Annotated in this window: 19 protein-coding genes, 2 tRNA genes and 1 pseudogene; 5 read left to right on the top strand and 17 right to left on the bottom strand. The window is 72.5% G+C overall.

What is annotated here, in order from left to right; translation table 11 throughout:
* Positions 1-104: 104 nt before the first annotated feature.
* Both leuS and ACWD4A_RS13895 read right to left on the bottom strand, forming a co-directional pair.
* The gene (leuS, locus tag ACWD4A_RS13900; RefSeq protein ID WP_451193399.1) at positions 105-2,951 is read right to left on the bottom strand and encodes a leucine--tRNA ligase; all 2,847 of its coding nucleotides are present in this window, start codon (positions 2,949-2,951) and stop codon (positions 105-107) included.
* Positions 2,952-3,173: 222 nt separating this feature from the next.
* The gene (locus ACWD4A_RS13895; protein WP_451193397.1) at positions 3,174-5,141 is read right to left on the bottom strand and encodes a S53 family peptidase; all 1,968 of its coding nucleotides are present in this window, start codon (positions 5,139-5,141) and stop codon (positions 3,174-3,176) included.
* Positions 5,142-5,489: 348 nt separating this feature from the next.
* On the opposite strand from ACWD4A_RS13895, the gene ACWD4A_RS13890 reads away from it, so the two are divergent.
* Positions 5,490-6,275 (top strand): hypothetical protein, encoded by a 786-nt coding sequence (locus ACWD4A_RS13890; RefSeq protein ID WP_451193395.1) that lies wholly within the window; start codon positions 5,490-5,492, stop codon positions 6,273-6,275.
* Positions 6,272-7,795, top strand: a complete 1,524-nt coding sequence (locus ACWD4A_RS13885; RefSeq protein WP_451193393.1) for an NADH-ubiquinone oxidoreductase-F iron-sulfur binding region domain-containing protein — start codon at positions 6,272-6,274, stop codon at positions 7,793-7,795. Before ACWD4A_RS13890 ends, ACWD4A_RS13885 begins: the two co-directional genes overlap by 4 nt.
* 83 nt (positions 7,796-7,878) lie before the next feature.
* On the opposite strand, the gene ACWD4A_RS13880 is transcribed toward ACWD4A_RS13885, so the two are convergent.
* Positions 7,879-7,951, bottom strand: a tRNA-Ala gene (locus tag ACWD4A_RS13880).
* Positions 7,952-8,117: 166 nt separating this feature from the next.
* Between ACWD4A_RS13880 and ACWD4A_RS13875 the strand changes: the two genes are divergently transcribed.
* Complete coding sequence (locus ACWD4A_RS13875; RefSeq protein ID WP_451193391.1) at positions 8,118-9,449, top strand: glycosyltransferase 87 family protein; 1,332 nt, start codon at positions 8,118-8,120, stop codon at positions 9,447-9,449.
* Here ACWD4A_RS13875 and phsA read toward each other — a convergent pair.
* The 9 genes and pseudogenes from phsA to ACWD4A_RS13830 form a co-directional block, all read right to left on the bottom strand.
* Positions 9,415-11,031 (bottom strand): annotated as a pseudogene (phsA, locus tag ACWD4A_RS13870) (O-aminophenol oxidase PhsA); the annotation flags it as partial. The gene ACWD4A_RS13875 and the pseudogene phsA overlap by 35 nt on opposite strands.
* Positions 11,032-11,225: 194 nt before the next feature.
* On the bottom strand, positions 11,226-11,459 hold the full coding sequence (locus tag ACWD4A_RS13865) for a hypothetical protein (protein ID WP_116211774.1): 234 nt from the start codon (positions 11,457-11,459) through the stop codon (positions 11,226-11,228).
* A gap of 123 nt (positions 11,460-11,582) precedes the next feature.
* A tRNA-Ala gene (locus tag ACWD4A_RS13860) sits at positions 11,583-11,655 on the bottom strand.
* A gap of 116 nt (positions 11,656-11,771) precedes the next feature.
* The gene (locus tag ACWD4A_RS13855; protein WP_451193524.1) at positions 11,772-12,449 is read right to left on the bottom strand and encodes a histidine phosphatase family protein; all 678 of its coding nucleotides are present in this window, start codon (positions 12,447-12,449) and stop codon (positions 11,772-11,774) included.
* Complete coding sequence (gene rsfS, locus ACWD4A_RS13850; protein WP_451193389.1) at positions 12,446-12,886, bottom strand: ribosome silencing factor; 441 nt, start codon at positions 12,884-12,886, stop codon at positions 12,446-12,448. Before rsfS ends, ACWD4A_RS13855 begins: the two co-directional genes overlap by 4 nt.
* A 112-nt stretch (positions 12,887-12,998) precedes the next feature.
* Positions 12,999-14,642, bottom strand: a complete 1,644-nt coding sequence (locus ACWD4A_RS13845) for an LCP family protein (protein WP_451193387.1) — start codon at positions 14,640-14,642, stop codon at positions 12,999-13,001.
* Between the two features lie 20 nt (positions 14,643-14,662).
* A complete protein-coding gene (nadD, locus tag ACWD4A_RS13840; RefSeq protein WP_451193384.1) occupies positions 14,663-15,268 on the bottom strand; it encodes a nicotinate-nucleotide adenylyltransferase in 606 nt (201 codons plus the stop codon).
* Between the two features lie 56 nt (positions 15,269-15,324).
* The gene (locus ACWD4A_RS13835; RefSeq protein ID WP_451193382.1) at positions 15,325-15,489 is read right to left on the bottom strand and encodes a hypothetical protein; all 165 of its coding nucleotides are present in this window, start codon (positions 15,487-15,489) and stop codon (positions 15,325-15,327) included.
* Between the two features lie 104 nt (positions 15,490-15,593).
* Positions 15,594-15,764, bottom strand: a complete 171-nt coding sequence (locus ACWD4A_RS13830; protein WP_451193379.1) for a hypothetical protein — start codon at positions 15,762-15,764, stop codon at positions 15,594-15,596.
* Positions 15,765-15,854: 90 nt separating this feature from the next.
* Here ACWD4A_RS13830 and ACWD4A_RS13825 point away from each other — a divergent pair, with 90 nt between their 5' ends.
* On the top strand, positions 15,855-17,057 hold the full coding sequence (locus ACWD4A_RS13825; RefSeq protein WP_451193377.1) for a M48 family metallopeptidase: 1,203 nt from the start codon (positions 15,855-15,857) through the stop codon (positions 17,055-17,057).
* 236 nt (positions 17,058-17,293) lie between these two features.
* On the opposite strand, the gene ACWD4A_RS13820 is transcribed toward ACWD4A_RS13825, so the two are convergent.
* The 5 genes from ACWD4A_RS13820 to proB all read right to left on the bottom strand — a co-directional run bounded on the left by ACWD4A_RS13820 (position 17,294) and on the right by proB (position 22,428).
* Positions 17,294-18,373, bottom strand: coding sequence for an SCO2583 family membrane protein (locus ACWD4A_RS13820; protein WP_451193374.1), 1,080 nt, complete (start codon positions 18,371-18,373; stop codon positions 17,294-17,296).
* Between the two features lie 108 nt (positions 18,374-18,481).
* Positions 18,482-19,114, bottom strand: a complete 633-nt coding sequence (locus ACWD4A_RS13815) for an SCO2584 family spore wall biosynthesis protein (protein ID WP_451193372.1) — start codon at positions 19,112-19,114, stop codon at positions 18,482-18,484.
* 78 nt (positions 19,115-19,192) lie between these two features.
* On the bottom strand, positions 19,193-20,494 hold the full coding sequence (locus ACWD4A_RS13810) for a glutamate-5-semialdehyde dehydrogenase (RefSeq protein ID WP_451193371.1): 1,302 nt from the start codon (positions 20,492-20,494) through the stop codon (positions 19,193-19,195).
* 79 nt (positions 20,495-20,573) lie between these two features.
* Positions 20,574-21,110 (bottom strand): hypothetical protein, encoded by a 537-nt coding sequence (locus tag ACWD4A_RS13805; protein ID WP_451193368.1) that lies wholly within the window; start codon positions 21,108-21,110, stop codon positions 20,574-20,576.
* A gap of 217 nt (positions 21,111-21,327) precedes the next feature.
* The gene (gene proB, locus ACWD4A_RS13800) at positions 21,328-22,428 is read right to left on the bottom strand and encodes a glutamate 5-kinase (RefSeq protein WP_451193522.1); all 1,101 of its coding nucleotides are present in this window, start codon (positions 22,426-22,428) and stop codon (positions 21,328-21,330) included.
* 294 nt (positions 22,429-22,722) lie between these two features.
* Between proB and ACWD4A_RS13795 the strand changes: the two genes are divergently transcribed.
* Positions 22,723-24,649 (top strand): hypothetical protein (locus ACWD4A_RS13795; RefSeq protein ID WP_451193367.1); only part of this gene is annotated, 1,927 nt, incomplete at its 3' end.

Raw genomic sequence — 24,649 nt, 5'->3', positions numbered from 1 at the left:
ACCTCTCCACGGTAGACGCAACGGGCAGGTCGGGGGTGCCGATGGAACCCCCAACCTGCCCGTAGGGAGAAACCCCGAGGGCCCTCCCGCACGGCTTGTGCCGGTTATGCCGGGACGATGTTCACCAGCTTCGGCGCCCGCACGATGACCTTGCGGATGCCCGCGCCGCCCAGTGCGGCGACGACCGCCGGGTCGGCCAGGGCGAGCCGCTCCAGTTCCTCGTCGGAGATCGCCGGGGGGACCTCCAGCCGCGCCTTGACCTTGCCCTTGATCTGGACGACGCAGGTCACGGCCTCGTCGACCAGGTACGCCGGGTCGGCGACCGGGAAGTCCTCGTGGACGACCGAGGCGGTGTGGCCGAGCTTGCGCCACAGCTCCTCGGCGATGTGCGGGGCCAGCGGGGCGACCAGCAGCACGAGTCGCTCGGCGACGGACCGCGGGACCTCGCTCAGCTTGGTCACGTGGTTGTTCAGCTCGGTGACCTTGGCGATGGCGGTGTTGAAGCGCAGGTTCGCCATGTCCTGGGTGACGCCGTCGACGGCCTTGTGCAGGGCGCGGAGCGTCGCCTCGTCGGCCTCGGCGTCGACGACGGTGACCTCGCCGGTCGCCTCGTCGACCACGTTGCGCCACAGGCGCTGGAGCAGGCGGTACTGGCCGACGACGGCGCGGGTGTCCCAGGGACGGGAGACGTCCAGGGGGCCCATCGCCATCTCGTACAGGCGCAGCGTGTCCGCCCCGTACTCGGCGCAGATCTCGTCCGGCGTGACGGCGTTCTTCAGGGACTTGCCCATCTTGCCGAGCAGTCGGCCGACCTTCTCGCCGTTGTAGTAGAAGGCGCCCTCGCGCTCCTCGACCTCGGCGGCCGGCACGGCGATGCCGCGGGCGTCGCGGTAGACGTACGCCTGGATCATGCCCTGGTTGTAGAGCTTGTGGAACGGCTCGTTCGAGGAGATGTGGCCCAGGTCGAAGAGGATCTTGGACCAGAAGCGGGCGTACAGCAGGTGCAGCACGGCGTGCTCGGCGCCGCCGACGTACAGGTCGACGCCGCCGTGCGGCTGGCCGTCGCGCGGGCCCATCCAGTAGCGCTCGGCGTCGGCGGAGACCAGGCGCTCGTCGTTGTTCGGGTCCAGGTAGCGCAGTTCGTACCAGCAGGAACCGGCCCAGTTGGGCATGGTGTTGGTCTCGCGGCGGTAGCGCTTGGAGCCGTCGCCGAGGTCCAGAGTGACGTTGACCCAGTCCTCGTTGCGGGAGAGCGGCGTCTCCGGGGAGGTGTCGGCGTCGTCCGGCTCGAAGGTGCGCGGGGAGTAGTCCTCGACCTCGGGCAGCTCCAGGGGGAGCATGGACTCGGGCAGCGCGTGGGCGACGCCGTCCTCGTCGTAGACGATCGGGAAGGGCTCGCCCCAGTAGCGCTGGCGGCTGAACAGCCAGTCGCGCAGGCGGAAGTTGACGGTGCCCTCGCCGATGCCCTGCTCGGTGATCCAGGCGATGGCGGTGCTCTTGGCCTCGGCGATGTCCATGCCGTTGAGGTCGAGCTTGTCGTTGGCGGAGTTGATGGCCGGGCCCTGGCCGGTGTAGGCCTCGCCCTCCCAGCCCTCCGGCGGCGCGACGGTGCGCACGATGGGCAGCTCGAAGGCGGTCGCGAACTCCCAGTCGCGCTCGTCCTGGCCGGGCACGGCCATGATGGCGCCGGTGCCGTAGCCCATCAGGACGTAGTCGGCGACGAAGACGGGGACCGGCTCGCCGGTCAGCGGGTTGCGGGCGTACGCGCCGGTGAAGACACCGGTCTTGTCCTTGCCCTCGGTCTGCCGCTCGACGTCGGTCTTGGCCTGCGCCTGCTTGCGGTAGGCGGCGACGGCGTCGGCCGGGGTGCGGGCGCCGCCGGTCCAGGCGTCCTTGGTGCCCCGGGGCCACTCGGCGGGGACGATGGAGTCGATCAGCCCGTGCTCGGGGGCGAGCACCATGTAGGTGGCGCCGAACAGGGTGTCCGGGCGGGTGGTGAAGACGGTGATCTTCTCGTCGTGGCCGACGACCCCGAAGGAGACGCGGGCGCCCTCGCTGCGGCCGATCCAGTTGCGCTGCTGGAGCTTGATGGCCTCGGGCCAGTCCAGCTCCTCCAGGTCGTCGATCAGGCGGTCCGCGTAGGCGGTGATCCGCATGTTCCACTGGCGGAGCTTGGACTTGAAGACGGGGAAGTTGCCGCGCTCGGAGCGGCCGTCGGCGGTGACCTCCTCGTTGGCGAGGACGGTGCCCAGGCCGGGGCACCAGTTGACGGGCGCGTCGGAGGCGTACGCCAGGCGGTACTCACTCAGCAGGTCGGCGCGCTCCGCCGCGGAAAGCTCGCCCCACGCGCGCGTGCCCGGCGCCTGACGCAGGCCGCTCTCGAACTGCTCGACCAGCTCGGCGATCGGGCGGGCCTTCCGGGCATCCGCGTCGTACCAGGAGTTGAAGATCTGCAGGAAGATCCACTGGGTCCACTTGTAGTACGCCGGGTCGATCGTCTCGAAGGAGCGGCGCTTGTCGTGGCCCAGGCCCAGCCGGCGCAGCTGCGCCTTCATGTTCTCGATGTTGGCCTCGGTGGACACCCGCGGGTGGGTGCCGGTCTGCACGGCGTACTGCTCGGCGGGCAGGCCGAAGGCGTCGAAGCCGAGGGTGTGCAGGACGTTGTGGCCTGTCATGCGGTGGTAGCGCGCGTAGACGTCGGTGGCGATGTAGCCCAGCGGGTGGCCGACGTGGAGGCCCGCACCGGAGGGGTACGGGAACATGTCCATGATGAACTTCTTGGGCCGTGCGACGGCCTCGGGGGCGCCCGCCAGGTCACCGCTGGGGTTGGGCGCCTCGTAGGTGCCGTCCGCGTCCCAGAAGTCCTGCCAGCGTGCCTCGATGTCAGCGGCCAGCGCGGCCGTGTAGCGGTGCGGGGCAGCCACCTCGGCGGCGGTGTTGGTCTCGCTCATCGTCCTCAAAGCTCCATCGATCGTCGTCTCTACCTGCGGCACCTGCGGAAATGAAAAATCCCCTCGCACAGGAGGGGACGCCGCGCCGATGCCGGCCGGGGGATCACCGGCCGGTACTGATCAGCGCGGCCCGCTAAGCAGAAGGCGTACGGCACGCATGGGGTCAGGTTACCGCAGGGGCCGAAGGGCCCGCACCGAGGTACGGGCCCTTGGCCTGCCCTGCTAGCGCCGGTGGCCGGGGATGTACGAGGTCACGTAGGTGTCGGCCGGGGAGCCGACGCCGGTGACGTTGTCGTAGCCGACGGTCGCGGAGAGCGAGCTGTCGCCGCCGAGGCTGCGCAGCGAGGTGACCGTGCCGCCCTTGGCGTCGACGCCGTTGACGAAGTCGACGCGCGCCACGCCGAGGCCCTGGCCCTGGCCCAGCGGGTGGTCGGTGACGTCGTGGTACGCCGCGGTGCCGTAGCGGTCGTAGATGCCCGGGTTGGCGAAGCCGATCGGGACGCCGTGCCGCGCCTGCTGCGCCAGCGCCTGGATGCCCGCGATCACCGGAGCGGCGAGCGAGGTGCCGCCGATGCGGTACTCGTCGTACTTCTGCGAACCGTCCGGGAAGGTCTGCGTCTGGCCGACCAGGAAGCCGGTGCTGGAGTCGGCGACGGCCGCGATGTCGGGCTCGACGCGCATCGGCTTGGCGGTGCCGTTCGTCTTGGAGAGCGCGTCCGGGACGACGCCGCGCTGGTAGAAGGGCTGCTCGACCAGCTTGCTGGTGCCGCCGCCCGCGCCACCGGTGAAGGTGCCGGGGAAGCCGTCCCAGTTCTGGCCGTCCTTGGTCAGGGGCGCCTTGTGCGTGCCCCAGCCGGTCTCCCACAGGTACTTGTCGCCCTTGCCGACGGCGAGCGAGGTGCCGCCGACGGAGGTGACCCACGCGGAGTTGGAGGGCGTGTCGACCATCTTCGTGCCGTGCTTGGCGACGTTGTCGCCGTCGTCACCGGAGGAGAAGTAGAAGCCGATGCCCTCGACCGCGCCCTGCTGGAAGATCTGGTCGTAGGCGGCCGCCACGTCCGGGGTCTCGTTGGCCTCGACGTCGCCCCAGGAGTTGGAGACGATGTCGGCGAGGCGGTTGTCGACGACCTTGTGCAGGGAGTCGATCAGGTCGTCGTCCTGGCAGGAGGAGCCGCCGACGTAGACGATGTCCGCGTCCGGGGCCACACCGTGGGCGGCCTCGATGTCGAGCGTCTCCTCGCCGTACCAGCCGGCGGCGTCGCACTCGGTGGGCGCGGTGTGCGTCCAGGCCGCCGGGAGGATCTGCGAGAACTGGCCCTTGCGGTAGGCCTTGTCACCGTTGCGCTTGGCGTACTCGGTGATGTCCTTGGAGATGGTCGGCGAGGCGTACGCGTCGGTGATCGCGATCGTGACGCCCTTGCCGGTGAAGTTCTTCGCGCCGTACACGGCACGCAGCTGCTTGCCCGTGTAGCCCTTGATGGCGTAGGGCACGTGGCCGCCGTAGGCGGAGGGCAGGCCGGTGTTGGTGTTCGAGCCGTAGTAGGTGGAGAACGGCCCGGAGTTGCGGAAGGCCTTGCTCGGGCCCGGCAGGGCGTCGTCGTGGTGGGCCAGGCGCGGCGCGTTGTTGAGGCCCACGACGGTCAGGACGGCGTCGCCGAGGGAGGCCGGGACGGAGGCCGCCTTCTCCGGGGCGTGGAAGGTCCTGCCGTCCTTGGCGTAGTTGTGGAGCTCCGTACCGAACGCCTTCTTGGCGGCCGCGGCGTCACCGGTCACGGTGATGTAGTGGTCGTTGGTGCCGGTCACCTTGAGGCCCGAGGACGTGAGCCAGCCGGTGACCTCGGCTATCTGTCCCTTGGTCGCACCGAACCGTTCCTGCGCCTGCTTCGCGGTCAGGTACTTGCCGTACGACCGGGACTTCGGGTCGGAGACGGCCTGGGCGTAGGCGGCGAGGCCCTTGGCGTCCCGGCCGGCCAGGTAGACGCGGGCGGTGACCTGGTTGGAGTCGGCGACGGTGCCGCGGTCGGTCGACGGCGTGGCCCACAGCGGCTTGGTGCCCTGGAGCACCTGCCGTCCGTGCGGGGCCGAGTCCGCCTGGGCGGTCGGTACGCCGAGCGCGAGAGCTCCGGCGGCCAGCGGCAGCGATGCCGCCAGGGCCAGTCCGGCGCGTGCTCTGGAGCGGGTCGATCTCATAAAACCCCCTGCGATGCGGATGGTCGCGCATGGCCGTCACGTGGACGCGCACATACGTCGCGTCACTCTCTCGATGAACTGTTCATCCATGGGGCATGCGTTCGCCAAGATGAGGCCAAGGAAGAGTCAGGGGGAAGTCAGGGGTGTGCAAGTAAACCCGCGGCCCTCAGGGCGTTTTGATGGGTTTCCGACGGCCTATGGGGGGACGGGCGAGGGACGCGCCGTCCCTCGCGGCACGCGCGCGCGGAGCCGCCGAACGAACAGACGTTAGCAGCGGCAAGGGCCGCCGCACCGGGGTTACGGAAAGCGGACCCCCCGCCCCCGCCGAGGTGCCTAGCGTGCTGCGGCATGAACCGCTTCCTCGACCACACCGGTGGTGTCCTCGCGCTGGTCTCGCTCACCGCCACCGTCGTCTGGGGGCTCATCGCCACCGGCCGGCTGCTGCTCACCCCGCGCGCCCGGCTGCTCGCGCAGGCCGTCCACCGGGCGACCGCCGTCTGCGCGCTCGGCTTCCTCCTGACGCACATCGGCGTCAAGGTCGCGGAGGCCCATGTCCCGCCCACCGCCGCCCTGGTGCCCTTCTCCTCCGGTGTACGGGGCGCGGGCGGCCTGATCGGACTCGGCGCCCTGGCGGCGTACCTGATGGTGCTCGCGGGGGCGACCGGGGCGCTGCGGAGCGCCTTCACAGGGAAGGGCCGCCCGCAGCGCTGGCGCGTACTGCACGCCTGCGCCTACCCGGCGTGGTGCGCGGCCGTGCTGCACGGCCTCAATTCCGGCCGCGCCCCGGCGGGTTGGGTGACGGCGTGCTACGGGCTGTGCCTCACCGCCGTGGCGGCGGCGCTGGCCCTCCGGTGCGTACGCGTCCGCCGCGGCCGCACCGGCGTCCAGGAGCCCGCCGTCCCGCCCGTACGCCCGGGAACGGCCCGCCCGGGAGCCGTACGCCCGGGAGCGGCAGGCAGGCACACGGTGGTCTCCGCCGGGACCGTGACCACCGTCCACGGCGCCGGCACCCGTACGCCCGGCGCGCACGCCCGGATTCCGCTCCCGCCGGGCCGGCCACGCGCCCGGTCCGCGCCCCGACGGCCGCCCGCGCTCGGGCGGGCCCCGCACGGCGGCACGGGCCGGACCCGGTGAACGCCCCGCTGCCCGACGTGCCCGCGGTGCTGGCACTCGGCTTCCCCCGGCTGACGGCCGGTTTCGACACGGCCGCGCGACTGGACCACAGGGCACACCTGGCGGTGCACGGTTCGGCACCCCGGCTGACAGAGGCTCAGCTGACCGGGCTCGCGGAGACCGTCGTCCTCCGCGGCCGGGGCGGGGCGGGCTTCCCGTTCGCGCGGAAACTGCGGGCCGTGGGGGAGGCGGCGCGGCGGCGCGGGCTGCGGCCCGCGGTGGTCGTCAACGGCTGCGAGGGCGAGCCCGCCTGCCGCAAGGACGCCGTCCTGCTCGCCCGCGCCCCGCACCTGGTGCTCGACGGCGCCCTGCTGGCCGCCGCGGCGCTCGGCGCGAACACGCTCGTGATCGGGGTGACCCGGGACGTGACCGAGGCGTCCGTACGGGAGGCGCTGGCCGAACGAGGACTCGCGGACCGGCGCGGCCGGGCCGTGCGCGCCAGGGTGGTGCGCCTCCCCGAGCGGCTGGTCTCCGGCGAGTCCTCCGCCCTGCTGCGGGCCGCCGACGGCGGGCTCCCGCTGCCGCCCGGACGCCACGCCCGCGCCTCCGAGGAGGGCCTCGGCGGCGCGCCGACACTGCTGTCCAACACCGAGACGTACGCCCAACTCGCCCTCGCCGCCCGCCTGGGCGCCGACCGCTACGCCACGACGGGCACCGCCGCCGAACCCGGCACCCTGCTGCTCACCGTCTCCGGCGCGGTGCCCGAACCGCGGGTCGTCGAAGCGCCGAGCGGTGCGCCCCTGGTGTACGTGCTGCGGACGTGCGGCGCCGACCCCGCCCTCCAGGGGGTACTGACCGGCGGCTACCACGGGGCGTGGCTGGACGCGCCGACGGCGTACGGGGCGGCGGCCTCCCACGAGTCCCTCGCGGCCTGCGGCGGAGCACTGGGAGCGGGCGCCGTGCTGCCGCTGCCCGCGGACACCTGCCCCCTGGGCGAGACGCTCCGGGTGGCGCACTGGCTGGCCGCGGAATCGGCCGGGCAGTGCGGGCCGTGCAGGCTCGGGCTGCCGTCCGTGGCCGGGGCCCTCGCGGACGTCCTGGCCGGGGGCGGCCGGAGCGCGCTGGAGGCCGTACGCGAAGCCGCAGGGGCGGTCCGCGGGCGCGGGGCCTGCGGGCATCCGGACGGAGCCGCACGGTTCACGCTGAGCGCCCTGTCCGCCTTCACCGACGATCTGGCCGCACACGTCCTGGGCGGCGGCTGCGGGCGCGGCACCGCGGGGGTGCTGCCGCTGCCCCTGCCCGCCGGGGCGAGCACCGGGAACCCGGAGAGCGCCGAGCGGCTCGCGATCGACTGGACGCTGTGCGAGGGCCACGGACTGTGCGCCGGTCTGCTGCCCGAACTCGTCCGGCTCGGGCCGGACGGCTACCCGGCGCTCGCGGACACGGGAGTGCCGACGCACTTGCGCGGCCGCGCGCTGCGGGCCGTGCGCCGCTGTCCCGCGCTGGCCCTGCACCTCGACAAGGGGACGGCCGGTCCCTGACGGACGGACGCTCCACGGCAACACGAAAGAGGACAACACGAAAGAGCGGGCCGCCCGTTTCCGGACGACCCGCTCATTCACTGTGGAGCTAAGGAGAATTGAACTCCTGACCTCCTGCATGCCATGCAGGCGCTCTACCAACTGAGCTATAGCCCCTTGTTCTGTTTTCCGCCCGGTTTCCCTGGCGACACGGATTACATTACACGGACCTCCCCCCCATCTGCCAAATCGCTTGTCCATCAGCGCTTGGATCGGGCGTCGAGCGGGTAGCGTCGACCCCCTGTGCCCGATTCGTCGCTCCCGGACCCCGGAGTCGCGCCCCGTGACAGCCCGCCGCGCCGCACCGATCGCCGCATCGGTGTGCCTGGCGTCCTTCGTCTGTTTCTGGCTGGCACAGCGCGCGGCGCACGTCTCGATGATCGACCTGCTCGTCTACCGGGCGGAGGGCTGGACGGTACGCACCGGCGGCGACCTCTACGCGATGCGGGCCACCCACGCGCACCTGCCCACCACCTACCCGCCCTTCGCGGCGTTGCTGTTCACCCCGCTGACCCTGCCGGCCACCGCGCCGCTGCGCGCCCTGACGACGCTCGTCAACCTCGGGCTGCTGCTCGCCCTCGTCCACCTGTCGCTCCGGCTGACCGGGCGGCCGTCGCGCGCCGCCGTGACGCTCAGCGCCGCCGCACTGTGCGTCTGGTGCGAACCGGTGTGGACGACTCTGCGCTACGGGCAGGTGAATCTGCTGCTCGCCGTGCTGGTGCTGTGGGACCTGACCCGGGCCGGCGACCGGGGCGGGCGCTGGGCGGGCGTGGGCATCGGCATCGCGGCGGGCATCAAGCTCACCCCGGCCCTCTTCGCCGTCTTCCTCGCCGCCACCGGGCTGTCGCGCCGCCCGGGGCCGGAACTGCGGCAGGCGGCCGTCGCCTGCGCCGCCTTCGCGGGCACGGCGGCCGTGGGCGCCCTCGTCCTGCCGTACGACTCCTGGCGCTACTGGACGGACATGCTGTTCGCCGCCGACCGCGTCGGGCACGCCGAGGACACCGCCAATCAGTCGCTGCGCGGCGTTCTGGCGCGGCTTCTGCACACCGGCGACCCAGGGCTCTGGTGGGCCGCCGCGGCGGCCGTGACGGCCGTTGTGGGCCTCGCCGTCGCGGTCCGGGCGCGGCTGCGCGGACCGGAGCCCACCGCGCACGCGTGGGGGGTGCTCTCGTGCGCGGCGACGGCCCTGCTCGTCAGCCCGGTCTCGTGGTCGCACCACTGGGTGTGGTGCGTGCCCATGGCGCTGCTGCTCGGCACGGAGGCCGTCCTCGCGGTGGGCCGCCGCGGTGCCGCGTGGTGGGCGGCGGCCGCGACGGCCGGTGCGCTGTTCTGCTCGTACGCCCTGTGGCTGGTCCCCCACGGGCCGTGGGGGCGGCTCGAACTGCACCAGAGCGGCGGCCAGATGCTGCTGTCGGCGAGCTACCCGGCGGCCGCGGCGGCCTTCCTGCTGCTGGCCGCCGTCAGGACGTCACCCCCGGGGGCCCCGGCGCTCAGTGGCCCCCGTGGTGATCGCCGCCGTCCCCGTGGTGGAACGCCATTACCTCGACCGGCATCACCACGAAGGGACGCATCATCCCCATGTCCTCGTGCTCCAGCAGGTGGCAGTGGTACATGAAGCGGCCCTTCGCGCCGTGGAACTGGCCGATGACGTTGACCATCTGCCCGGCGGGCACCTGGATCACGTCCTTCCAGCCCGCGTCGCCGTCCGACACCGGTGCCTGCCCGCCGTGTTCGAGCGGAGTCCGGGTGCCGCCCAGCGCCTGGTCGAAGGAGCCGCCCCCCGTCACCGGGTAGAGATCGCGGCCCAGCACCTGAAAGTCGATCAGGTGGATGTGCATCGGGTGCGTCGGTCCGCCCAGGTTGAGGAAGCTCCACTGCTCCCAGGTGTCGTGCCCGACCATGAAGCCGAGCGCGTCGTCGAAGGTGCGGGCGCCCCTGCGGTAGGTGCGCACCGTGCCGTCCGCGGCCTTGACCTGGATCACCCCCTCACTGGGGATCTGCACCTCCGCCGGGTCGGCCTGGTGCATCTCCCACAGCGCCGGGTGGCCGTTCCCCGCGGTGCCGGGCGGTGTGAGGACGATCAGCCGGTGGCCGTGCTTCGGCGCGGTCTCGTGGGTGATGCGGTGGAACGAGCTGGAGATGACCTCCGGCAGCACGAACGACTCGCGCACCGGCTCGTCCCCCACCCGGAACTGCATGACCTGCGGATGGCTCGCCCCGGGCGCCTGGTTGACCAGCCGGACGCGGCGTCCGCGCAGCTTGCCGAAGTCGACGAGCAGGTCCATGCGCTCGGCGGGAGCGACGGACAGCGGCCCGTCCAGCGGCACCGGGCGGGGCAACAGCCCGCCGTCCGTGCCGATCTGCCACGCTGCGCCGTTGACCGGCTCGCCGGTCCCGTCGTCGACCAGCCGTAGTTGGAAGATACGGGCGTTGGCGGCGTTGAGCAGCCGGAAGCGATACCAGCGCGCCTCGACGTCCAGGTGCGGCCAGATGACCCCGTTGACGAGGGTGTACGGGCCGGAGAACGGCTTGGTGACGTTCTTGCCCTGGGCGTCCTGGGTGACGATCTCCGTCTTGTGGAGCAGCCGTCCGGTGAGCCGTCCGTCGTCGTCCTGGTCGAGGTTGCGGTCCTGGACGATCAGCGGGATCTCGTGCGCGCCGTGCGGCAGCCGGAGCGCGTCCTCCTCCTCGTCCCGGACGAGGTACATCCCGGCGAGGCCGGTGAAGACGTTCCACCGGGTGATGTCCATGGCGTGGTCGTGGTACCACCAGGCGGTCGCCCGGTGGTCGTTGGGGTATTCGGCGAGCTGACTGTCGCCCGGCGAGACGGCGTTCTCCGTCCAGCCGTCGTTGCCGCCCCCGGTGGGGGCGCCGTGCAGGTGCGTCACCGTCCACGGCGGCAGCGCGGCCACCTCGGCGAGCGGCACGGCCCCGTTGCGGCCCGGTACGTCGCTCACCGGCGGCGAGCCCGGTACGGACCTGGCCTCCACCGCGGTGACGGGGTAGTCGCCGCTGAGGCTGTTGGTCCAGGCGACGCGCAGCCTGCGGCCGCGGCGGACCTCGACGGTCGGCCCCGGGAAGTGGCCCTCGTAGGTCCACACTCGGGTGGGCGGCAGCTGCGAGTGCAGCCGGACCCAGGTGGCGGTCAGTTCGATCTCGATGCCGTCGAGTGCCTCGTCCGGTCCGGGCCGCAGCACCGGCGGTACGCGCAGGGCATCGATGAAGGGCGTGAGTTCGGCTACGGCATCTTGCTTGGCCGCAGGGTCGATCGTGGTCTCGGTCACGTGGTGACCTCCGTCGGCTTCCCCCGTGCCGCCGGCCGTTTCCGGCGGCAGCTCTCACCCCGGAGGACGCGCTGGTGTGCGCCGGAGGTTGCCCGCAGTACGGAGATTCACGCCGTGGCGAAGGAGTAGAAGCGCTTCAGGGTGCAGTGCTCGTCGAGCAACCGGCCGTAGATCGGCTCGCCTTCCAGCTCACGGTAGGTCTCGATGGGGTCGCCTTTTATGATCAGCGCCCGCGCGCACTCCACGCACCAGTACTGGTAGGAGGAGTTGAGCGGCTCCATGTCGCGGACGATCGGCGTGCCGCTGCCGCACCAGTCGCACTTCCGGCTGTGTGCACCCATGGGTCAGCCGATCCCTCCCCTTTGGCCCTGTCCGCTCCCGCCCGCCCGATTCTGCCACGGGCACCTGCCGGAACAGCAACAATCCCGCCCCTCCTTGACGGAGGGACGGGATCGTCCGGACTGTGGAGCTAAGGAGAATTGAACTCCTGACCTCCTGCATGCCATGCAGGCGCTCTACCAACTGAGCTATAGCCCCGCTGTTCTCGGCTCTTCCGGAGGTTTCCCTCCGCGTTCCCCGCGAACAAGAAGAACTTTAGCCTGTGACCTGCCCGGATGTGAAATCGGGCCGTGGGCGGTCGCCGGGCGTCCGGTTCAGGTGTCGTCGCCGAGGACCGGCTCGGGCAGCGTTCCGGCGTTGTGCTCCAGCAGACGCCAGCCGCGGGCACCTTCGCCCAGCACGGACCAGCAGCAGTTGGAGAGCCCGCCGAGGGCCTCCCAGGACGACGCCTCCAGGCGGAGCAGCCGACCGATGGTGGTGCGGATCGTGCCGCCGTGGCTGACCACGACGAGCGTGCCGTTGTCCGGCAGCTTGTCGGCCTGGTCGAGGACGACCGGGGCGGCCCGGTCGGCGACCTCGGTCTCCAGCTCGCCACCGCCGCGCCGGACGGGCTCGCCGCGCTTCCACGCCGCGTACTGCTCGCCGTGCCGCGCGATGATCTCGTCGTGCGTGAGGCCCTGCCAGGCGCCCGCGTAGGTCTCGCGCAAGCCCGCGTCGTGGGAGACCGGCAGGCCGGTGACGGCCGCGAGCTCGGCGGCGGTCGCCGCGGCGCGCTTGAGGTCGGACGCGACGATGGCGTCCGGCCGCAGCGCGGCCAGCAGCCGGGCGGCCCGGCGCGCCTGGGCGACGCCGGTGCCGGTCAGCTCGATGTCCGTGGAGCCCTGGAAACGGCGCTCCAGATTCCACGCGGTCTGGCCGTGCCGCCAGAGGACGATGCGCCGCCCCCTGTTGGTCACGGCGTCCGCGTCCGTACCGCCCGTGCTGCCGTTCAGCTCAGCTCACCGTCCAGGTCGGCACCGCCGGCCTGTGCCTGGGCGTGCTCGTCCGCCTTGCCGCGGGTGGCGACGGCGTCGGCGGGCAGCTCGATCTCCGGGCAGTCCTTCCACAGGCGCTCGAGGGCGTAGTAGACGCGCTCCTCGCTGTGCTGCACGTGGACGACGATGTCGACGTAGTCGAGCAGCACCCAGCGGGCCTCGCGGTCGCCCTCGCGGCGCACCGGCTTGGCGCCGAGCTCCTTGTTGAGCCGCTCCTCGATCTCGTCGACGATCGACTTGACCTGGCGGTCGTTGGGGGCCGAGGCCAGCAGGAAGGCGTCGGTGATCGACAGTACGTCGCTGACGTCGTACGCGATGATGTCGTGCGCGAGCTTGTCTGCGGCCGCCTGTGCGGCGGCCTTGATGAGCTCGATGGAGCGGTCCGTGGCGGTCACAAGCCATGCTTTCGGTAAAGAGGGTCAGTACGCCTCAAGGGTCTCACGACCCGCCGACACCCCTCCCGGCATTTCCGGGCCCCCGCGCGGGGGCCCGGGGCGGACCGTGGCGTCAGCCCTTGTAGTCCTTGCCCAGGACCACGGTGACATCGGTGTTGGTGGCGCCCTTGGCCTTCTTCACCGCGCTCGCCGGGAGGCCCAGCGTCTTGGCGACCTCCTTGGCGTCGGCCTCCCGCCGGTCGTCCTCGTAGGTCACCGCGGACGCGCTCTCCGCGGCGCCGGCCGTGCCCGCGTCGACGACGGTGTAGCCGCTGTTGACGAGTGTGACCTGGGCGGAGCCGGAAGCGCCCTTGCCCCCTGTGGCGTTCTTCACGCTCACCCGGGGCGTCGCGTTCTTGCCGGTGTTCTTCACCGTGCCGCCGAGGACGTCCTTGACCACCTTGTCGGTCGCCTGCTCGCCGAGCGTCCCGTCGGACTGCACGGGGAGGGCCGTCGTGTCGTAGTCGCCCGCCTTGGCGAGCGTGGCGAGCCGGGCCAGGGAAGCGCCGAGCTGCTCGACGGTCAGCGAGGGGTCCGGGATCTGCGCGAGGGATTCCATGGTGCGCGTCGCGGCCGCCGGGTCGCCCGAGAGCTTCTTCAGGACCGCCTGCATGACCTGGCCGAAGCGCGTCAGTTGCCTGTTCGGGTCCTCGCCGGAGGCCCGGTAGGTGGCGTACGCCACCGCCATCTGGCCGCCCAGGTTCTGCGCGCCGCCCTTGTGGACCACCGGGCTGTCGCCGGGCTTCGCGCCGGGGACGTCGGTGTCCGTGTCGACGGCGATCCCGCCGACCAGCTCGACCAGGTTCTCCAGGTACGGGGTGTCCAGCCGCCAGCTGCCCTTGATGTCGGCGCCGAGGAGGGTGTTCAGGGAGTCGCGGGTCGCGCCGGTGCCGTCGTCCTGGACGGACTTGCCGAGCGTGGTCGAACCGGCGCCGCCCTCCTTGGCGACGGCGAGCGTGTTCGGCAGCAGGACCGTCGTGCCCTTCTTGGTGGTCTCGTTGTCGACCAGCAGCGCGGTGGAGCTGCCGCCGCCCTGGGTCTGCCGCAGGTGGACGACGATCACGTCGCGCTTCTGCGCGCCGCCCGCCGCGGTGCCGCCCTTCTTGTCGCCGGAGCCCGCGAGCCACAGGTAGGCGGCGACACCGCCCAGAGCGAGCACGAGCACCACGGCGAGCGCCACGACGCGGTTCCGGCCCTTGCGCTTGCGCTCGTCGCGCCGTTCCGTGCGGCTCTCGCTGAACTTGAGCCAGTCGATGACGTCTTCGGAGTCCTCGTCCGGCTCCTCGATGAACGAGAACTGCTCGGTGCGGTAGTCCGGCGCGGACGCCTGCTCCGGCACCTTGCGCGGCTCGGGCCGCTCCTCCGGGGCCCCGTGCGCGTCGTGCGTCTCGTGCGCGGGCGCTCCGGCCTGCCGGGGGATCCACTCCTGCTGCTGGGTCTGCTGCGGCGGCTGCGGCTCGTAGGCGGGGTACGGCTCGTGGCCCTGCTGGTGCTGCTGCTGACCCGCGTACGGGTCGTGGCCGCCGCCCTGGCCCTCGTAGCCGTAGCCCTGCGGCTGCTGCGCGGGCTGTACGGGCTGCACCGGCTGGCCGTACGGGTCGTACACGCGCTCCGGGGCGTCCGGCCGGTACACCGGCTGCCCATAGACGTCATAGCCGTACACCTGGGGATGCGGGTTGTACGGATCCTGCGCGTACGGGTCCTGTCGGTCGTTCACCGGTGCCCCTCACGTGCCCTTCAGTGCCGGTAGAGCTTGCGCTTGTCGATGTAGCGCACCACACCATCGGGAACCAGGTACCAGACCGGGTCGCCCTGCGCCACGCGCGTGCGGCAGTCGGAGGAGGAGATCGCGAGCGCGGGCACCTCGACGAGCGAGACGCCGCCCTCGGGGAGCCCGGGGTTGGCCAGTATGTGGCCGGGCCTGGTGACGCCGATGAAGTGGGCCAGCGAGAAGAGTTCCTCGGCGTCCCGCCAGGTGAGGATCTGGGACAGCGCGTCGGCGCCGGTGATGAAGAACAGGTCCGCGTCGTCGTTGAGGGCGCGGAGCTCGCGGAGGGTGTCCGTGGTGTACGTCGGACCGCCGCGGTCGATGTCGATGCGACTGACCGAGAACTGCGGGTTGGAGGCGGTCGCGATCACCGTCATCAGATAGCGGTCCTCGGCGGCCGACACCTCGCGGTGGCTCTTCTGCCACGGCTGTCCGGTCGGTACGAAGACCACCTCGTCGAGGTGGAACTGCGAGGCCACTTCGCTGGCGGCGACCAGGTGGCCGTGGTGGATCGGGTCGAACGTCCCGCCCATCACTCCGAGCCGCCGCTTCACGGGGCCTGTCTGCTCTCCCATGTGCGCAGACCCTACTGGGCGCGGCTGTGCGCCGGACCCGCAGGGACCCGGTGTGCTCAGCGGTCGCGGTTGAAGCGGGTCGTGACCCACAGGAGGAGCAGCAGGATGACCAGGGCGGCGCCGCCGGTCACGTAGGGGCTGAGGCTCGGGTGGGTGTCCACGTGCTCGCCCTCGGAGGCGAGTGTGGCCAGGGCGGTGTGGGCTGAGGCGAAAGCGCTCATCGTCGGCAGGACCTATCCGGGACGGTAGTCGGGCAGAGATTCCTGCCACATCGTAAGCGGATCGTAAGCGGGCGGCGTGGGCGGGCTCACGCCGGCGCCGTGGGTCAGTCGTTCTTGCCGTATCCGCGCAGCAGGAACCAGGCGAGGAAGGCGATGCCGACCACGCCGACGATCAGGACCGTACGGATGAGGTTTCCGGGCCCCTGGTCGCCCTTGGAGACGGCGAGCAGTTCGGTGAGACCGGGGTTCGCGGTGAACGCGTGGATGTCGGGCATGTCTCCACGGTAGCCATGTCGGTGCGGGCGCCTAGTGTGGGGGGCGGAAGCCGGGGGACGGGCCATGATCAGCCCACTGAGGGGGTCTTGATGAGCGACGGCATTGGCAACGGTGAGCGCGCCTCGGACGGCGAGGGCCACGAGCGGGTCCCCGGCCGGCAGCGGCAGCGGTTCCCCGGGATCTCCTCGCGCGCCTACGAGCACCCGGCGGACCGCTCCGCCCTGGTGGCGCTGCGCAAGCTGAGCGGTTTCGACACCGTGTTCAAGGCGCTGAGCGGGCTGCTGCCGGAGCGCAGCCTGCGGCTCCTGTTCCTGTCGGACTCGGTGCGCGTCGGCGAGCAGCAGTTCCAGCACCTGCACACGATGCTGCTCGACGCCTGTCACATCCTGGACCTGCCGAAGGTCCCGCCGATGTACGTCACCCAGGACCCGCAGCCCAACGCCATGTGCATCGGCCTGGACGAGCCGATCATCGTGGTCACCACGGGCCTCGTCGAGCTGCTGGACGAGGAGGAGATGCGGGCGGTCGTCGGCCACGAGGCCGGCCACGCGCTCTCGGGCCACGCGGTCTACCGGACGATATTGCTGTTCCTCACCAACTTCGCGCTCAAGATCGCCTGGATCCCGCTGGGCAACATCGCGGTGATGGCGATCGTGACGGCACTGCGCGAGTGGTTCCGCAAGTCGGAGCTCTCGGCGGACCGGGCCGGGCTGCTGGTGGGCCAGGACCTCCAGGCCTCGATGCGCGGCCTGATGAAGATCGCGGGCGGCAATCACCTGCACGAGATGAACGTGGACGCGTTCCTCGCGCAGGCGGAGGAGTACGAGGCGGGCGGCGACCTGCGCGACTCCGTACTGAAGATCATGAACGTGCTGCCCCGGTCGCACCCGTTCACGACGGTGCGGGCCGCCGAGCTCAAGAAGTGGGCGGAGAGCCGCGACCACCAGCGGATCATGGACGGCCACTACCCGCGGCGCTCGGAGGACAAGGACGCGTCCGTGAGCGACTCCTTCCGGCAGTCCGCGAGCCACTACGCGGAGTCCGTGCGGGCCAGCAAGGACCCGCTGATGGGGCTGGTGCGGGACATCGCGGGCGGAGCGGGGGACCTGGGCGGTCGGCTGCGGGATGTGTTCGGCGGGACGCGGAACGGTTCGGCTTCCCCCTCCGAGGGGTCGTCCGGTTCTCCCTCCGGGGGGTCCGGGAAGGGGTCCGAGGGGCCTCAAGAGGGCTCTGGAGCGCCTGGGAAGGATCCCGGGGACTCGGGGCCGGGGAGCGGCTCCCCGAAGCCTTAGAGCGGCGTTCCCGGCTTTCTCGCCGTTGCCGGCCTTCTCGCCGTTGCCGCCTGCGGCGGGGCGCCCTGCGGGCGCGTCCTCAGACGCCGGACAGGCTGAAATGCGTGGCTAGGACCGCAGACTCAATGGCCGAGGCCCGCAAAACCAGCCCGTCCGGCGTTTGAGGACGCGGCCGCAGGCCGCTCCCGCCGCAGGCGGCAACAGCGGGACAGCCGGGGCCCGCGGCAGGCGTGTGGTCAGTGCCGGGGGACATTCGGCTGAGCGCCGGCGGACAGGGTGCCGCACAAGGCCGTGGTCTCCTGGCCCGTGGCGTACGGGTCGGTGGCCGCGGGGCCGTCCGTGCCGGGGCGCTGGCCCGCCAGCAGGGGGCGGAGGAAGCCGCCGTCGTCCGCGGAGCAGGACTCCGGCCCCGCCTGGACGTAGCTCTGCAGGACGGTCAGGTGGTGGTCCTGGAGCCCGTCCCGGTCGAAGCGGAAGCGCAGGGCACGGCGCACGGTGAACAGCGACGCGCCCTCGTCACCGGTCGTCTTCGCGGGCCGCAGCGCGTAGACGAAGGTGTGGTCGCCGGAGACCTCCAGCGTGCCGGGGCTGGTCTCCGTCACGGTGAAGACGCCCTGGGTGCGCACGGGGGTGTCGACGAGGGCGACCTGGCCGGGATCGAAGCGGATCAGCCAGCCGGTGGCGGCGTGCCGCCCGTCCGCGGCCGGGTGGTCGAAGCTGCGGTCGAACTGGTCGAGCTGGGCCGGGTCGAGCAGCAGCCGCACCGAGCGCTGCGCCCCGCCCAGCAGCACGGCCGGGTCGAGCGCGGACTTCACGGTGTACTCCTTGGCCGCGGCGAGGGCGGCCATCACCTGGCTCTCGGAGAAGTGCTGCGTGCTGCGCGCGGGCGGCAGGGTGATGCCTTCCTGCCCCAGCCGGAACTGCGCGGCCGGGCTGTGGTCGAAGAGTTCCCCCGCCGGCCCGCCGGGCACCGCGTCGCGCGGCGCGAGCGGGACGACCGTGGAGCGCAGCGGCTCCGCGACGGGCACCGCAGCGTCCTTGTAGGGGTGCCGCAGGCCCATGTAGACGGCCGTGCCGAAGGCCAGGGCGATCAGTATCACCAGGACCAGGACCTGTCGCGAGGTGCTGACGCGGGCCCACACATGGCGGTTGCGCACGGCGAGCGCGTGGTCGCCCATGCGCTCCCGGGCCGAGTACTCCTGGAGCCGGGCAGCCCGGATGAACGATTCGTCGAAGACGACGGATCGGTACTCGTCCTCCCCACCCGGGACACCTTCTGGCGTCCCCCCTTCAGGTGGGTCTCCAGGCCCGTCCATACCTCAAGAGTAGGTCCGTAAAGCCATCGGTAAACGCGCTGGTACACGACAAGTTGCGCGGAGGAAGCACGGTGTCCGGTGCACGCATGTCAGCGCCCCGCGGCCGGCTCAACCGCGGGGTGCCATGGTCGCCACGGGGTGCTCGGAATCGACCGGCGCGGACGGCAGCCGGGCGGGCCGGTCGGCCGCCGGGGCGTCCACCCCGGAGGTCGCGGGCGGCGGGTCGGAGCTGGGCCGGCCGCCCGAGGAGGAGCTGCGGTAGACGGCGGCGAAGGCGAGGGCCACCACGCCGATCCCCATCACCACGGCGAGCACCCACGCTACCGGGCGCTGCCAGCGGGCGTGCCCGCGGTAGGGCCTGCGCGCGGCGCCGTAGCGCCCGTACGGGCCGTAGGCGTCGTCGGGGTCGAGGTCGTGGGCCAGGCTGTACCAGCCGCTCGCGCGCCCGCTGTGGTGGCCCGTGGAGCCCGCGACGAACCCGCCCTCAGGGGCGGCGTCGAAATCCGGACCGTCGTCGTCGGCGGAGCCGCCGCCCGCCCTGGGCCGGGCGGCTTCCGCCTCCGCGCGGGCCTGGGCGGCGGCGAGCATCCGCTCGGCCGCGGTCGGTTCGTGGATCCTGGCGGACCGCACGAACTCCTCGTCGAAGACCACGGAGGCGAACGGGTCGTCCGCGCCTCCGTGGCGGTGCTTGTCGGGCTCCTCGCCGTCCGGGAACGGCTGACCCCCCACGTCGTCCGGCACCCGTCCAGCGTAGCCCCGGAACGGTCAATCCGTGCAGCCGGTACGGGAATTCGGCTTCCGGGAGGATCCGTAAGGGACTCAGCCCCGCACGTGACCGTCGCCGGTGACGATGTACTTCGTCGACGTGAGCTCGGGGAGACCCATCGGGCCGCGCGCGTGCAACTTCTGTGTGGAGATGCCGATCTCGGCGCCGAAGCCGAACTGGCTGCCGTCCGTGAACCGCGTCGAGGCGTTGACGGCGACGGTCGTGGAGTCCACCAACTGCGTGAAGCGGCGGGCCGCGGCCTGCGAGGTGGTGACGATCGCCTCGGTGTGGCCGGAGGTCCACAGCCGGATGTGCCGCACGGCCGCGTCCAGGTCGTCGACCACGGCGGCGGCGATGTCGTAGGACAGGTACTCGGTCTCCCAGTCCTCCGCGGTCGCGGGGACGACGGTCGCCGGGCCGCCCTCGGCCAGCGCGAGGACGCGCTCGCAGCCGTGCACGGTCACGCCCGCGTCCGCGAGCGCGGCGAGGGCCCGCGGCAGGAACTCCGCCGCGATGTCCTGGTGCACGAGGAGCGTCTCGGCGGCGTTGCAGACACTGGGGCGCTGCGCCTTGGAGTTGACGAGGATGGCCACGGCCATGTCGATGTCGGCGTCGGCGTCCACGTACACATGGCAGTTGCCCGTGCCCGTCTCGATGACCGGGACGGTGGACTCCTCGACGACCGTGCGGATCAGCGAGGCGCCGCCGCGCGGGATCAGCACGTCGACCATGCCCCGGGCACGCATCAGCTCGCGCACGGACTCCCGGCTCTCGCCGGGGACGAGCTGTACGGCGTCCGCGGGCAGACCGGCCCCGCCGACGGCGTCCCGCAGGACGCGCACCAGGGCGGTGTTGGAGGCGTACGCGGAGGACGAGCCGCGCAGCAGCACGGCGTTGCCCGACTTCAGGCAGAGGGCGGCGGCGTCCACGGTGACGTTCGGCCGCGCCTCGTAGATGATCCCGACGACGCCCAGCGGGACCCGCACCTGGCGCAGGTCGATGCCGTTCGGGAGGGTGGAGCCGCGCACCACCTCGCCGACGGGGTCGGGCAGGGCCACCACGTCGCGGACGTCCTTGGCGATGGCGCGCACCCGCTCGGGGGTGAGGGTCAGCCGGTCGATGACCGTCTCGCTGGTCCCGGCGGCGCGGGCCTTCCCGACGTCCTCGGCGTTGGCGTCGACGATCTCCTCGGTGCGGACCTCCAGCGCGTCGGCGATCGCCAGCAGCGCCTCGTCCTTCACCGAGCGCGGCAGTGGCGCCAGCTCGGCGGCCGCGGCGCGGGCCCGGTAGGCCGCGCGCAGCACCGGGGACTGCGGCATGGGGTCGGCGAGGGGGGAGGGGAAAACGCTGCTCATGGCCCGCAGCCTAGTCGCGCGGGCATCCGGGCCACCACGCGTTCCGGACCGCGAGACGGGCCGTAGACCCGGAGCGGGCTCAGAAGGGGTGCACCCCGACCGGGGTGGCGGGCAGCGGACCCTGCCCTTCCGCGATGCGCTGGTGGTACGTCCCCCGGTCGATGACCTCCAGGCCGACGATCTCCCAGGGCGGGAGCCGGGCCGAGGAGCGGTGCTCGCCCCACAGCCGCAGCGCGACGGCCGCGGCGTCGTGCAGGTCACGCGCCTCTTCCCAGTAGCGAATCTCGGCGTGGTCGTTGGCGTAGCGGCTGGTCAGCAGGAAGGGGTGGTCGTGGGCGAGCTGTTCGAGGGCGCGCCGGACCTCCGCGAGCGGCGCCTCGGCGCCCGAGACGCTCAGGGTGATGTGCCACAGCCGGGACGGCTCGCGGCCGCCCGCGGGCCCGGCAACTCCGGCGCCGGGCCGCGCGGCCTGCCCGGCCCGTGGACCGTACGCGACCGCCCGCTCCTCGCCCTCGCCGTCCTCCCGTGTCCCGTTCACCGCGTCCCCCGTGCCGACGCTGGTCAGTGTGCGCTCCGCCGTCCCTCGGGGCGGCGCCCCTGGGCGCCCTCGTCTCACCGGCGGCCTCCTGTTGATCGCCGCTCCGCGCGCGTGCGGCGGAGCCGTGTCGTGCTGGTCGTCGCTCGTGGTCTCGGTGGCCCCGCGCCGCGCCCCGCCCGTGCCGGTCCCCCGCATCAAAGTTGACCAGCCCGGGGGCGGCCGCGTGGGGTTTTTGCGGAAGGTCCCCATGGAAAGGCTGGACCGGGTCCGCCGTCTCGTCCGGAACTGACGCCCGTCAGCGGTGCAGCACGACCAGGTCGTCGCGGTGCACGATCTCGCGCTCGTAGCCGGGCCCCAGCTCCCTGGCCAGGTCACGGGTGGAGCGCCCGAGCAGCTGCGGGATCTCCGCCGCGTCGAAGGCGACGAGGCCGCGGGCCACGGCCCGCCCCCCGGCGTCCCGCAGCTCGACCGGGTCGCCCGCACTGAATTCACCCTCGACGGCGGCGATGCCCGCGGGCAGCAGGGAGGCGCCGTCCTCGATCACGGCGCGCACCGCCCCGTCGTCGAGTGTCAGGGCGCCGCGCGGCGCGGAGGCGTGCGCGAGCCACAGCAGCCGGTCCGCGGAACGGCGGCCGGTGCGGTGGAAGAACGTGCCGGTGGGCCGCCCGGCGAGGGCGTCGGCGGCCTGGCTGGCGGAGGTGAGCACCACGGGGATGCCCGCCGCGGCCGCGATCCGGGCCGCCTCGACCTTGGTGACCATGCCGCCGGTCCCGACGCCCGCCTTGCCCGCGCTGCCGATCGAGACGCCCTCCAGGTCCCGCGGGCCCGCGACCTCGGCGATCCGGGAGGTGCCCGGGGTGCTGGGGTCACCGTCGTACAGGCCGTCGACGTCCGACAGCAGGACCAGCAGGTCGGCCCGTACGAGGTGGGCGACGAGGGCGGCCAGCCGGTCGTTGTCGCCGAAGCGGATCTCGTCCGTGGCCACCGTGTCGTTCTCGTTGACGACCGGGACGGCGCCCATCGCGAGGAGCTGGTCCAGCGTCCGGTAGGCGTTGCGGTAGTGCGCGCGGCGGCTGGTGTCGTCGGTGGTGAGGAGCACCTGGCCGACGCGGCGGCCGTAGCGGGCGAACGACGCCGTGTAGCGGGCGACGAGCAGCCCCTGGCCCACACTGGCGGCCGCCTGCTGGCGGGCCAGGTCGCGCGGCCGCCGGTCGAGCCCCAGCGGTGCGAGCCCGGCGGCGATGGCGCCGGACGAGACCAGCACTATCTCCTTCGCGGCGCCCTCCTTGGCCAGCGTGTCGACCAGCGCGTCGACCCGGTCGGCGTCCAGGCCGCCGCCCGCCGTGGTGAGTGAGGAGGATCCCACCTTGACCACGATCCTGCGGGCCGACGTCACCTCCGTCCGTCCCGCCCGCGCCGCCCCCGTACTCGCCCCTGCCCCTGTCACGTCAGCACACCTCTGGTGATCGCCGGTCCTGTCACTGCTCCGGCCCGCCAATCTACCGTCTGGGGATTGTGGTCGTTCGGCCCTATTTTGCGAGGGTTCCGGTCGGCGAAGATTGCTCCTGGCCCGGCCGCCGTCATACGGTCGGTGGTCGACCGTTGTCCACCCCCGGCCACTGCCGGGAGGCACCCCCACCGGTCCCCCGCAGTCCAGTCCCTCCCCGCCCGCCTGCCAGGAGCCCGTCCAGTGCCTTCTGCCGGAACCGCCTCGCGCCGAGTCGTACAGCTCGTGGCGCTGCTCGCGATGCTGGTGTTCTTTGCCGCCCAGCTCGTCGGAGCACTGCTGCCCGTCGTACCGCTCCTGATCGCCGCCTCGGCGGCGGGCCTCGCGCTCGACCTCTATCTCCAGCACCGGGACCCCGGTCTGGTCGCCGTCCTCGGCAAGATCCGCTTCGATGTCATGGTGCGGCAGCTGCTGCGCGACATGCTGGTCATGATCGGGCTGCTGCGGGTGCACGGCGACGGCTCGCTGCGCGACTACGCGCCGGTCTTCGTCGGGCTCGTGCTCTTCTACGCCGCCCACCTCGGCTGCCAGGCCGTCGCCCTGCTGGTGCGCCGGAGCCGTACGCTGCCGTTCCTGACCCGCAACGTCGACACGTCCGGCCTGCGCCTGTCCGCCGCGCCGCCGCGCCTGCTGGCCCGCCAGCACGGCCGTCGGCTGCTGCGCTTCGCCGTCCCGGCCACCGCGGGCCTGCTGGCCACCGCGGGCACCGAGAAGGCCCTGTGGGGCGAGATCGGCGTGGGCGTGGCCCTCGTCCTCGCCCTCGGCGGGGCCGCGTGGCTGGCGAGCTGGCTGCGGCCCGCGAAGCGGATCGCGAACGACCAGCAGGCGCTGGAGTGGCTGGACCGCTGGCTCGCCGACTACAAGCCCACCGTCGGCATGTACTTCTCCGGCGGCACGAGCTCCGCGTACCAGGCGAACATGTGGCTCTCCACCCTCGCCGAGCTGGACGGCAACCCGGTCATCGTGCTCCGCGAGCGCTTCATGATGCAGAAGATCGACGCCACCGACGTGCCGGTCGTGTGCATCCCCAAGGTCGTCCACCTGATGGCGCTGGAGAAGTCCTCGCTGAAGATGATGCTGCACCCGGCGAACTCCGGTAAGACCTCGCAGGTGCTGCGGATGCCGTCGATCAAGCACGCCTTCACCAACCACGGCGAGAGCGACAAGCTCTCCAGCTGCAACCCGTACTCCAAGGCGTACGACGAGATCTGGGTCGCCGGGCCCGCCGCCCGCGAGCGCTATCAGCTCGCCGACATCGGCGTCGACGACCGCGACGTGGTCGAGGTCGGCCGCCCGCAGCTCGCGCCGATCCAGCCGTACGCCGGGGCGCCGACCAGCGCGTACACCACGGTGCTGTACGCCCCCACGTGGGAAGGCTGGGACGGCCAGCCGGGCAACACCTCGGTGATGCTCGCCGGCGAGAACATCGTCCGCGCGCTGCTCGCCGACCCCAAGGTCCGGCTGCTGTACAAGCCGCACCCGATGACCGGCTCCGTCGACCCGCGCGCCGGGCGCGCCAACGAGCGCATCCAGGCCATGATCCGCGAGGCCAACGCCAAGCGGAGCGGCGAGCGCCCGGGTCCCGAGGCCGCCGCCGAACTGGCGCGCCGCACCGCCGAGCTGGACCGGCTCACCACCAGCACCTTCCGGGACAGCGCCGACGAGATCGAGCGGATGCTGCTCCAGGGCACGCCCGAGAAGGGCCGCGCCGCGACCGTGGAGGCGGCCACCACCGCGTGGGAGGCGGCGTACTGGGCGTCGCTGCCGGTCTGGGAGCACCAGATCATCACCGGCCCGCGGCCCGCGCTCTACACCTGCTTCAACGAGTCCGACCTGCTGATCAGCGATGTCTCCAGCGTGGTCTCGGACTACCTGATCAGCGAGAAGCCGTACGCCGTCGCCAACACCAGCGGGATGGACGAGGCCGAGTTCCGGGCGGGCTTCCCGACCGTGAGCGCGGCCACCATCCTCACACCGGAGGCGGCCGAGGTCGCCGGGCTGCTCGCCGCGGTCCGGGGTCCCGGCACCCTCACCATGACCTTCACCCCCGAGGACGGCGGCGAGCCGATCGAGCTGGAGGTCCACACGTTCCCGGGCGCGGGGGTGGCGC

It is taken from the genome of Streptomyces sp. NPDC002537 (genome assembly GCF_053594975.1).
This window is presented reverse-complemented; position numbering and strand designations above follow the sequence as displayed.